Genomic DNA, 10243 nt, shown 5'->3' on the forward strand with positions numbered 1-10243 from the left:
GGTGCGCCGGGTGTATTGGTCCGGAGCGGGTGAGTAGGTACCGGATGCCGCGACGCTACTAGGCTGGCGAGACCATGCTGAGCTTCCCGCGAACCCACACCGGCGGCGGCCGCGACCGAAACCTCACCGAACCAGCGACCTCGGGCGAGGACGAATTCCGCGTCGACGTTGAACGCATCCGTTTCTCGCCCTATTTCACGCGCCTGTCAGCCGTCACCCAGGTCATTCCGCAGGCCGGCTCCGGCACGATCGTGCATAACCGGCTCACCCACTCGCTCAAGGTCTCAGCGGTGGCGCGGTCCATCGCGGTCGGGTTCCGCGACGCGTCCGAGAACGTGCGCACGATCGTGAAGGAACTCGGCGGATGCGACCCCGTCGTCGTGCAGGCCGCCGCGGCTGCGCACGACCTCGGCCACCCGCCGTTCGGGCACCTCGGCGAGCAGGTTCTCGACCGGGTCGCCCGTGAACGGCTCGGGCTGCCCGACGGTTTCGAGGGCAACGCCCAGACCTTCCGGATCCTCACCGCGCTCGACAGCTGCGACGCCACCCCGCGCGGCCTCAACCTCACCAAAGCGGTCAGGGCCGCCGTACTGAAGTACCCGTGGACCCGCGGCGAATGGCGCGCACTGCCCCCGCGCCCCGCCGAGGAGCTGCCCCGGGGAGTCGGGACGGATGCGGCATCCGGTGCCCTGAAGTTCTCGGCGTACTCGATCGACGCGCGCGAGATGGCCGACGTGCTCTCGGCGTTCCCCGCGATCGGAACCCACCAGCAGACGCTCGAGTGCTCGGTCATGGACATCGCCGATGACATCGCCTATTCGGTGCACGACCTCGATGACTTCTACCGGGCCGGCGTTTTGCAGTACACCTCCGTCTCTGCCGAGCTGAATGGCTGGCTTGTCGCCCAGTCCGAACTCGCGGCACTCGATGCGACCGAGCTGGCGGTCCGCCGGCCCGGCCACTCGCTCGAGGCGGCATGGCGCAGGGTGCAGGCGAAGGACGCCTGGATCGCCGACGCCGATGCCTTCCGCAACTCGGTCGAACGCGTCACATCGGATCTCGTCGAGGGACTGCTCACCATCCCGTACGACGGCGGACTCGAGGCTGACCGGGCCGTTTCGGCGTTCACGCGACGGTGGATCGACCGGCTGAAGGGAAGCATCCGGGTCGAGAGGGAACCGAACATCCGCAGCGGCCACGTGCGGCTGAGCCGGCAGGCGTGGCACGACGTCGTCGTGCTCAAGTTCGTGCACACCAGGTTTGTACTCGACCGGTCCGATCTCGCCGTGTACCAGCGCGGTCAGTCCCGGGTGATCGAGGCGCTCGCCGACGGCTTCTACTCCTGGCTCAACGACCCGGCGGATGCCGCTCGCGCTCCCCGCAGGCTGCTCGACTCGGTCGAAGCGGCGACGGAGGAGTACCGCAGACTGCTCGATGAAGCACCCGAGTTCTTCACCGCCGCCGGGGTCGGGACCGGTGCCGCGGAAATCATGCGATTAGGGCAGAGCCGCGCGGTGGTCGACTACATCGCCTCGTTCACCGACGCGCAAGCGATCTCGGTCGCGACCCTGATCAGCGGTACCTCCGACAACCTGTGGGAGTCCGGCCGGAGCTTGTAGCGCGGGCTCCGTTCCGAAGTTCGGAGATTTGCCTTATATCGTTCGACACGCACCGCAGCGGCCCAATTTCGCCGGAAATCTCCGAGATTACGGACGGCGTGACAGCGAGTGGCCCCGCGCTCTCGGTTCTGCTGGTAAGCGGCGCCCGGCAAATGAACGTAACGTAGGAAGAGCGGCACTTCCGGAAGTCGGAAGAGACGCCGCACATCGAGAGGCACTGCAGTGAGCGACGAATGTAAGCACGGATTCGAACGGGGATTCTGCGACACCTGCTTCCCGAAGGCAGAGTTTGTGCCTGAACCCAAAGAGACCGCGAAACGCGTCGGTCGCACCCGGGCACCAGCCAGAACCCCGGGAACGCCCAAGGTGGCCCCTGCTTCAGCCAAACTCCCGCCGTTCGAGGCGGCCGAGTTGCGCCTCTACCACGTGACGCACATCAGCAACCTGCCCGAGATCCTCAGCACAGGCAGCCTGCTCGCGGATGCCGCCACCCCGGTCATCGACATCTCGTCGGCTGAGAACCGCGAAGCGCGCAAGAGCGTGTTCGTCGCCGGGCAGCAGGATTCGCCGGTGTCGGCCTTTGTCCCGTTCTTCCTCTCGCCCGATGCGGCACTGTGGCGGAGCATCCGCTCAGGCAAGTCCGACGCCCGGCTCGCCAGCGACGTCAGCGGTCTGTCGGTCAACGATTTCGTCGTGCTCGTCACCACGATCGGTGCGGTCTCCCTCGAAGGTGTCGGCGCGCTCGCGAACGTCGTCGTGGCCGACGGAGATGCGGCCGGGTCCCTGACGCCCTTCGCCGCCAACAGCGCAAGTGCCGTCCGGATGCTCCGCAAGCTCCGCTCGGACGAAGAGTACGACGCGCTGCTCGAAGCGGAGGTTCTCGTCGCCGACTCGGTGCCGGTCGACAAGATCGCGCTCATCGGAGTCGCGAACATCACGGTGCGGGAGAAAGTCAAGCGGATGCTCGCACCGACCGCCTATGAGACCAAGGTCGCCGCTTACACGCCCTGGTTCGAGGCCGTCGAGTAGTTCCGGCGCGGCTCCTCTGCAAGCAGCCGCCCGGTGTTCCCCACGAATCGTCGGCCCTCGGCACGCCCTCACCCGGTGTGAAGGCCGCACCGTCAGCCGATCGGCGACAGCGGTGAGGGCATCCTCCTTACCGAGGTGGACGGAGAAGCTGCCGAGCCCGAGCGATTCCGGCCGGCGGAGCCCGCACTGCTCCAGGTGTTCGCGGCGACGTGGTGGTATCCACCAGCAGCGAAGAGCAGTGCGCCGTGGGTTTCGGCGGTGACGGCGAAGCCCAGCGTTTCCCGGCAGAACTCGCGAGCCCGCTCGAGCCCGCCGACCCGAAGGTGCACGTGGCCCCTCCCTCGTGCGGTTCAGCGAGCGACGCAGGAACCGGATGCGACGGCATCCGTCAGCGTCGGAGCCTGCGCGATCACCGGGAGCACTTCCTCCATCGCGAGGGCGTAGCCGACGTTCTCGGTGCCGTCTGACTTGGCGAAGATGACCCCGGCGACAGCGCCATCGACGGTGAGCAGCGGGCCCCCCGAGTTGCCCTGTTGCACGTTCGCGGCGAGCGTCGACACCTCGCGCGTTACCGGGTTCGCTCCGTAGATGTCGGGGACGAGCGTGGACCCGTTGCCGAGAACCTCGGCGGCCTGCGCCGAGAACGGGCCGCCGTACGGATACCCCATGAACGCAGCCTTCGTGCCGGGCGCGAGCGTGGGGGAGGGGGCGAGCGGGGCGGCGTCGAGACCGTCCACCGCGATGATTGCGAGGTCGTCGACCGCGTCGAAGTAGACGATCCGCCCTGGCGTCGGCAGTTCACCCGGGACTTCGACGACGAGCTCGGTCACCCCGGCGAGCACATGTGCGTTCGTGACGATCCGGTCGTCGGCGGCCACAAAGCCGCTGCCGACACTCCCGGTACCGCACGAGGGCGCGTTCCCGGTGATCCGCACCACTGAAGCGGCCGCCTGTGACAGCGCTGGCGAGTCCAGTGCCACGTCCGGGATCGACGGCGCCGTCGACGGCACACCGACAGCGTCGATGAGGCGCGGGAGTCCGTCTGTGACGATCGTCGACCGCAACTGCGCCAGAAAGGATGCCACGGGCCGCGGCGTGAGATCGTCGACCGTGCGCAGAACGTTCGACGACGCCATCGCCTGGATGAGCACGGGGGCACCGAGAGACTGGGCGCCGAACGACAGCAGAGACACGACGATGAGGGCGACAGCGACGTTGGCGATCGCGCCGAGGATCCGGTCGACGGCCCGCAGGGGTGTGCGGTGGAGCGGACGACGCACGAGGTTGCCGATCGCCACACCGAGCGAGAACCCGATCGAGACGAGCAGCACACCGGCGAGGAGCGCGAGCGGCACCCGCCACACCGACAGTGCAGCCCAGGTCGAGACGAGCGGGAGCACGAAGAACGCGGCGATAGCGCCGGCGATCATGCCGAGGATGCCGCCGACGACGCGGAGCAGTCCCCGGGTGTAGCCGTAGACCAGAGCCAGGACGAGGGCGACGATCAGGATGACATCGAGCACCAGGGCCGCCGTTACCAGCACAGTCCGCCTCCTCGTTTCGCGGCAGAACTCTGCCGCGAACCAGTCTAGAGCGGGACCCGGGAAGTTCCCTGGCGGTGGACACCACCGTCAGATTCCTTCGTGACGTCACCAACTCCGCGAAGTCTACGAACCCTCCGGCCAGTCCTTCGGTGCCGGGAGGCCGCCCTCGACGACGCGCTCCGAGTGCTTCGCCCGGTCGGTCCAACTGTCCGCGGGGCGGTAGCCCAGTTCGAGCATCGTGTTGGTGATGTCCCATCGCCGATTGGGATTGTCCGAGACCGCGTAATAGAGGCCGTAGGTGGTCGGGGCTTCGATGGCGCACCGGAAGACCTGCTCGGTGTCGTCCTCGCTGAGCCACATCGCGCGCAGCACGTCCTCCTCGGCCACCATGGGGTCAGGGGTCGACCACCCGATGCGGAGTGCAAGGAAGTCGATCCCGAACTCGTCGTGGTAGAAACGCCCGAGCGCCTCGCCGAAGACCTTGGACACCCCGTACAGGGAATCGGGCCGCGGCAACTGGTGTGAGTACACGGGCCACTCCCCGAGCCGGTCGTACATTCCCATCGCGTGGTTCGAGGACGCGAACACGAATCGCCGCACCCCTGCCTCTCGTGCCGCCTCGAGCACGTTCCGGAACCCGACGATGTTGGCGGTCAACACGTCGTCCCACTCCGACTCGGGCGACGCCGATCCCGCCAGATGCAGCACGGTGTCGACACCGTCCATGAGCGGCAGCGCCTCGGCGTAGCTCTCGAGGTCCGCCCGCCGCATGGTCTTCTCCTGCTTGGGCGTGCTGGGTGTGCGCCCCTGGGTGACCAACTCGTAATCGTCGCGAAGGCGTCCTTCCAGGAACTGTCCGATGCCACCGCTCACGCCGGTTATCAGCACGCGACGTCTGGTGCCCTGTGTTTCGGCCATGCCGTGCACTTTCCTGCCCGGACGTCAGCGTTCCGAGCCGGTGGTATCCGTTTCGGGGGCGTTGCTCGACGCGAGCGCGTCGTTGTCGAGGGCGTCGGTGAGTTGTGACACCGTCGTGTCCTGGTTGTCGGTGCCCGGTTCGACCTCGCCGTGGGTGTTGCTGAACAGGTGCTGGTCGTTCTCTGTGTCGTCCTCGTCGTTCATCGCATCGGTGTCCGACGTTTCCACATCGGCTTCGTCGACGTCGAGGAAGGCGGCATCCTGTTCGACGGGTTCACCGGCGACGGCGTCGTTGGTCACCGTCTGCTTGGCGAGGGCTTCTTCATCCTTGGGGTCTCCGACACCCCACACGCCGCCCTCGGACGTGACGCCCTCGGTTGCCGCGTTCTCGTCCTGGATGTTGTCGCTCATGATTTTCCCCTTTCATCGGAACCTTCACCGTAGGCAGCGGCGGCAAATCGCGACAAGGGGCTTGCGGTTCCCAGCTCAGCGCTGTGACGTCGGTGGCGCGACCGGGACGAGGCTCACATCCTGCAGTGTTCCGGCGTCTGCCGTCGCTGTCATCAGGGTGCAGACGGGCTGGCGCCGACGATCCGTCGGCGAGCCGGGGTTGAGCAGGCGCAACCCGCGTGGCGTCACCGTGTCCCACGGGATGTGGCTGTGACCGAAAATCAGCACGTCGGCATCCGGGAACTGTGCCTCACACCGCGCCTCACGGCCGGTGGCCGCTCCCGTCTCGTGGATCATCGCGAAGCGGATGCCGTCAATCGTTGCCTCCGCCACCTCCGGCAGGCGCGCCCGCAGCCGCTCGCCATCGTTGTTGCCGTACACACCGACGAGCCTGGCGGATCGCGCCTCGAGTTCGTCCAGAAGCGACTCCTCCACCCAGTCGCCGGCGTGGAAGACGACGTCCGCGTCGGCGACGGCCTGCCAGACCGCGTCTGGCAGGCCGCGGGCCCGCTTCGGCACATGGGTGTCGGCGAGCAGCAGGAGTCGGGTCGGCATGGTGGGATCCTCAGGGCATAAGAGAGCGGGTCCGGGCCGAATGCCCGGACCCGCACGTCGTGTTGTCTAGACGTTGTCGATACCCCTGCCGGGGTTCAGTTCGGGATCGTCAGTCGCGGCGTCCACGACGTCGTCTCGGTAGACGTCTGCCAGAGGGTCGTCCTCGGTGACGGCGGACCGGAGCTGGTCTGAGACGTAGTGCTCGCTCGTCGCGTGGCGGTCGTCGAGGTGTTGTTCCTCGGTCACTTCCGCCTCGCGAGCAGCGAGGGGTGAGTCGTTATCAGTGTTGTCGACCTGTGCGTCCGCGACGGCGTCGTTCGTCACCGTCTGGTGGTCCATTGCGTCGACTGTTGCCGGATCGCCGCCGGTAGCTGCTGAATCACTCATTCAATCTTCCTTCCTTCAGTGTGAGGGGACCGCCGGGGCAGGCGGCTACCCGTTTCACAAGGTTCTGGGCGGATCGCTCTGGTCGATCCTCCGACCGTTCGCATCCAGGCCGTCGACAGCCGGGTCGTAGCGGCGCATGCGGCTGTGCTTCCCGGTTGGTTCGCCGGCGACCGCACCGTCGGATGCCGGCGGAAGCGGCTCCCCGAGAGGCTGCTCGCTCATCCGAAGGTCCCGCGGATCACTCGTCCCGTAGCGCTGGTTCTCGTCCGGGTGAAGCTCGGCGAGATTGCGTGGAGCGTCATCAGCGCGGTCCGTGTCGAGGCGACGCGGTGTGTCGGCGTCCGCGTAAGCCCCGTCAGGGCGGGCGGCAACAGTCGCGACATCGTCATCGCGACGCAGGGCATCCGCATCGCGGTATTCGTCACGATCATGGTCGCGCGAGCGGTCGGCATCCGCCGCGTGAGTCGGAATCGGGGTGACCGTCTGCCCGTCAGGACCGATGTTGTGGTCACGGTCGGGGTGCTCGCCCTGGCGGGCGGTTTCCTCGTCGGTGAGGCCGTAATAGCGGTAGAGAGCTTCCTCGTTGTGCGGGCTCAGTGCTTCGCCCGTGTCGATGCGCGGCGCCTTCTTGAGAGTTTCGCGGTCGATGTCGACGTGGATCTCCTCACCGTCCCATCTGGCATTCGTGAGCGGAACGAACGTTTCCTTGTGCCCGAACAGGCCGGTCTTCACGGTGACCCAGTTCGGTGCGCCGGTCCGCGAGTCGAGGAACACCTGCCCGACCGTTCCGAGTTTGTCGTTGTCGGGGCCGAGCACTGGCGCTCCCTGCAGGCCGCCGATATCGCGTGAATCAAGCATGCTTTCTCCTCAGATCAAGAAACGGATGTCGCGGGCCGGTTCAGCGGCCGAGACCGGCGCGGTCGACGCGACGGTGGAACCGCATGCCGGCCATGCCGCCGAGGATCGCTCCGCCGAGGCTGACCAGTGCGGCGAGAACAGCGGTGATGATTCCGGCGGTCGTCAGTTCTTCGGCGCTGGTGGGGATCCGCGGGAACGTGTTCACGTCGGCGAGAAGGTTGGCGCCAAGAACTGCGCCGAGGATGGCGGCGAGGATGGCGATGATGATCGCCCAGAGCCAGACAGCCAGACCCTGCTTGGCGCCGCTGAATCGGGCCATGCGTCCGGCGACGTAGCCACCGCAGTAGTAGGCGATGAAAAGGATGACGAGGACGATGATGGAGTAGACGATGACGCTGCCGAATGGAGTGTCGACCGTCTGGTCCACTGCTTCTTCCACGCCGCCGGTGACCGCGGCGCCGATGGCTGCCGCCAGAGCGGTCAGCAGCACGACGAGGCCGGTTGCGGTCAGCCAGCCGAAGAAAGCCGACCCGAACTTGATGCCACCGAACTGCTCTTTCTGCCGTTCGGTGACTTCCTCCCGGTAGGAGGCCTGCGGCTCTGCAGGAACGGCGCCGTGGGGTTCAGGGCCGCCAGTGTTGAAGGCACGGGTCCTGGCGTCTGGATCGTGATCTGAAGTGCTCATTGGTCTGGTCCTTTCAGGGGAGAACTCCAGTCAAGGGTGCCGGTTGCCCCCCATGCAAGGGGGTTGCATTCCGTCCGGCGCGCGAGAATCTGCCGGATCCGGGGTGGTTACGGGGACGGCGTTCGCACGTTCGATGTTTTTGGGCGAGGCTGCAGTTCGGCCGCGGTAGGCAGCCTCTGAGGGGGAATCTCCGAGGGAGCGAACAGTGCCCGACGTGCTCACGCGCCGAAAGCGCCCGCAACGGCAGTGGACGTTCGCCGACGGGGTCAGTGCGCGGCCGCGCGCGGCGGCGCGGTCGAACCCCCGGGTTCGAAGGCACACATCACCAAGGCGTGCCGGTCATGCTCTTTCGCACCGGTCAGCTGGTCGATCAAAAGCTCGACGCCCCGACGGCCCAACTCGATGCTTGGCGCGCTCATGACCGTCAGCTCAGGGTCGTTCATGGCAGCCATCTCTTTCGACGACGCGATCGAGAGGATCGACATGTCCTCGGGAATCGAGACGCCGCCGGCGCGAAACCCCGTCACGAGTCCGGGGGCTGCATGCTCGTTCATCAGTACCAAAGCGGTCATGCCCGGGGCTTCCTCGAGCAAGTGGGCGGCAGCCTCGCGCCCAGCACGCGGGTTCTCGTCACAGGTGGCGTGAAATGCCGTGAGGCCGCGCTCGGCCGTCACGCGCTCGAATGCTGCACGCGTGCGCACGACCGGTCCGTACCCACGAAGGGCGCCACTGCCGACTCCACCGTCGAGCAGCCCGACCGACGCGTGGCCCAACCCGACCAGGTGGTCGATCGCAGCGGTGACGGTTCCTTCGAAGTCAATGTCGACGAAGTCGAGTGCAGATGGCTCGGCGGTGCGCCCAATGAGGGCGAACGGGGTGCCGGACTTCTGAAGTCGCGCCACGCGCGGGTCCTCAACCTGGACTTCCATCAGCAGAACGCCGTCCACGAGGCCGGTCGAGGTCAGCTCGTCGAGTTCGGCGTCGTTGGCCGCCGGCCAGAGCACGAGGTTGTAACCACGTTCGCTCGCGGTGGTGGCTGCGCTCGTGAAGAAGTCGACGACAGTTCCGCGGAACCGGTGCTGAAGCGCCGGATAGAGCAATGCCAGGATGTGTGTGCGCTTGCTCGCGAGAGCACGGCCGACCGCATTGCGGCGGAAGCCAAGCTCTTGCATCGCCGCCTCGACCCTGGCACGCGTTGCGGGGGAGACCGGCTTGCTGTTGTTGATCGTGAACGAGACCGTCGCGATCGACACATTCGCCAGCCGGGCGACATCCCGCATCGTTGCCACGCTGTGTCCTTCGCTTTTCGATGAAGCATATCGCTGACGAGCGGATGCCGGCTTGAAGTCTGTCACAGGGAAGGTCATGTTCCTGGACGCTTCATCACAAGTCAGTAAAGCGCTTAACTATTTTCTTGACAACTCCCAGAAAGCGTCCCAGACTGGTGGACACCGCCTCGGTTAAGCGCTTTACCGGACATCGACGTCCCGATAGAACTGGCAAGGGAGCCACTCATGAACAAACGCCGACTGACAACGCTGCTGGCCATCGCGGCCATTACCCCGCTCGCTTTCACGGCCTGCGCCGGTGGAGGAGGGGGTGGCCAGGCGAAGGGTGACCCGAACACCCTCACGATTCTCGACTACTACAACAACGAACCGGACAAGACGCTCGTCCAGACAGCTCTCGACGCGTGCGCCGAAGAACTCGACGTGACGATCAAGCGCGAGACCGTGCCCGGCAAGGACCTCATTCAGAAGGTTCTGCAGCGCTCGTCGTCGAGGACGCTTCCCGATGTGCTCATGCTCGACAACCCTGACCTGCAGGAGATCGCCGCAACAGGTGGGCTCGCCCCGCTGAGCGACTACGACGTCAACATTTCCGGCTTCGCCGATGGCATCCTCGAAGCCGCTACCTACGAGGACGAGGTCTACGGCCTCGCCCCCACCGTGAACACGCTCGGCCTCTTCTACAACGAAACGCTCTTCGCTGAAGCGGGTATCGAGCCGCCCACGACGTGGGACGAGCTCAAGACCGCCGCAGCGGCGCTCACCTCCGGAGACCAGTACGGGCTCGCCTTCTCCGGTATCGCCACCTATGAGGGAAGCTGGCAGTTCTTGCCGTTCATGTGGACCAACGGCGGCGACGAAACCGACCACACCACCCCGGAGGTCGCCTAGGCACTGCAGATCTGGCAC

At 66.4% G+C, this 10243-nt stretch carries 12 protein-coding genes; 3 read left to right on the plus strand and 9 right to left on the minus strand.

The window, feature by feature from the left end; translation table 11 throughout:
• Nucleotides 1-74 precede the first annotated feature (74 nt).
• The gene (locus JWP90_RS12475) at nt 75-1619 is read left to right on the plus strand and encodes a dGTP triphosphohydrolase (protein ID WP_297364735.1); all 1545 of its coding nucleotides are present in this window, start codon (nt 75-77) and stop codon (nt 1617-1619) included.
• Nucleotides 1620-1910: 291 nt separating this feature from the next.
• Complete coding sequence (locus JWP90_RS12480; RefSeq protein WP_297364738.1) at nt 1911-2648, plus strand: DarT ssDNA thymidine ADP-ribosyltransferase family protein; 738 nt, start codon at nt 1911-1913, stop codon at nt 2646-2648.
• 92 nt (nt 2649-2740) lie between these two features.
• Here JWP90_RS12480 and JWP90_RS13215 read toward each other — a convergent pair whose 3' ends face one another.
• The 9 genes from JWP90_RS13215 to JWP90_RS12520 form a co-directional block, all read right to left on the minus strand.
• Nucleotides 2741-2977: a hypothetical protein gene (locus JWP90_RS13215; RefSeq protein WP_367182729.1), complete on the minus strand. Its 237-nt coding sequence runs from the start codon at nt 2975-2977 to the stop codon at nt 2741-2743.
• 21 nt (nt 2978-2998) lie between these two features.
• Nucleotides 2999-4192: a MarP family serine protease gene (locus JWP90_RS12485; RefSeq protein ID WP_297364741.1), complete on the minus strand. Its 1194-nt coding sequence runs from the start codon at nt 4190-4192 to the stop codon at nt 2999-3001.
• Between the two features lie 123 nt (nt 4193-4315).
• Nucleotides 4316-5110: an NAD(P)-dependent oxidoreductase gene (locus JWP90_RS12490; protein WP_297364744.1), complete on the minus strand. Its 795-nt coding sequence runs from the start codon at nt 5108-5110 to the stop codon at nt 4316-4318.
• Between the two features lie 24 nt (nt 5111-5134).
• Entirely contained in the window at nt 5135-5521 is a 387-nt protein-coding gene (locus JWP90_RS12495; protein ID WP_297364747.1) for a hypothetical protein, read from the minus strand.
• Nucleotides 5522-5596: 75 nt separating this feature from the next.
• Nucleotides 5597-6115: a metallophosphoesterase gene (locus JWP90_RS12500; protein ID WP_297364750.1), complete on the minus strand. Its 519-nt coding sequence runs from the start codon at nt 6113-6115 to the stop codon at nt 5597-5599.
• Nucleotides 6116-6181: 66 nt separating this feature from the next.
• A complete protein-coding gene (locus JWP90_RS12505) occupies nt 6182-6502 on the minus strand; it encodes a hypothetical protein (RefSeq protein ID WP_297364753.1) in 321 nt (106 codons plus the stop codon).
• A gap of 54 nt (nt 6503-6556) precedes the next feature.
• On the minus strand, nt 6557-7360 hold the full coding sequence (locus JWP90_RS12510) for a PRC-barrel domain-containing protein (protein ID WP_297364756.1): 804 nt from the start codon (nt 7358-7360) through the stop codon (nt 6557-6559).
• A 40-nt stretch (nt 7361-7400) separates the two neighbouring features.
• A complete protein-coding gene (locus JWP90_RS12515) occupies nt 7401-8045 on the minus strand; it encodes a hypothetical protein (protein ID WP_297364759.1) in 645 nt (214 codons plus the stop codon).
• 266 nt (nt 8046-8311) lie between these two features.
• The gene (locus JWP90_RS12520; protein ID WP_297364765.1) at nt 8312-9325 is read right to left on the minus strand and encodes a LacI family DNA-binding transcriptional regulator; all 1014 of its coding nucleotides are present in this window, start codon (nt 9323-9325) and stop codon (nt 8312-8314) included.
• Nucleotides 9326-9559: 234 nt separating this feature from the next.
• Between JWP90_RS12520 and JWP90_RS12525 the strand changes: the two genes are divergently transcribed.
• Entirely contained in the window at nt 9560-10225 is a 666-nt protein-coding gene (locus tag JWP90_RS12525; RefSeq protein ID WP_297364762.1) for an extracellular solute-binding protein, read from the plus strand.
• Nucleotides 10226-10243: the final 18 nt, after the last annotated feature.

Source organism: Mycetocola sp. (assembly GCF_025464835.1).
In the GTDB taxonomy this organism is placed as follows: domain Bacteria; phylum Actinomycetota; class Actinomycetes; order Actinomycetales; family Microbacteriaceae; genus Mycetocola_A.

Coding starts and splice junctions, on each gene's coding strand:
- JWP90_RS12495 (WP_297364747.1), bottom strand. CDS start 5,521: ATGAGCGACAACATCCAGGACGAGAACGCGGCAACCGAGGGCGTCACG.
- JWP90_RS12525 (WP_297364762.1), top strand. CDS start 9,560: ATGAACAAACGCCGACTGACAACGCTGCTGGCCATCGCGGCCATTACC.
- JWP90_RS12505 (WP_297364753.1), bottom strand. CDS start 6,502: ATGAGTGATTCAGCAGCTACCGGCGGCGATCCGGCAACAGTCGACGCA.
- JWP90_RS12475 (WP_297364735.1), top strand. CDS start 75: ATGCTGAGCTTCCCGCGAACCCACACCGGCGGCGGCCGCGACCGAAAC.
- JWP90_RS12515 (WP_297364759.1), bottom strand. CDS start 8,045: ATGAGCACTTCAGATCACGATCCAGACGCCAGGACCCGTGCCTTCAAC.
- JWP90_RS12510 (WP_297364756.1), bottom strand. CDS start 7,360: ATGCTTGATTCACGCGATATCGGCGGCCTGCAGGGAGCGCCAGTGCTC.
- JWP90_RS12520 (WP_297364765.1), bottom strand. CDS start 9,325: ATGCGGGATGTCGCCCGGCTGGCGAATGTGTCGATCGCGACGGTCTCG.
- JWP90_RS12490 (WP_297364744.1), bottom strand. CDS start 5,110: ATGGCCGAAACACAGGGCACCAGACGTCGCGTGCTGATAACCGGCGTG.
- JWP90_RS12500 (WP_297364750.1), bottom strand. CDS start 6,115: ATGCCGACCCGACTCCTGCTGCTCGCCGACACCCATGTGCCGAAGCGG.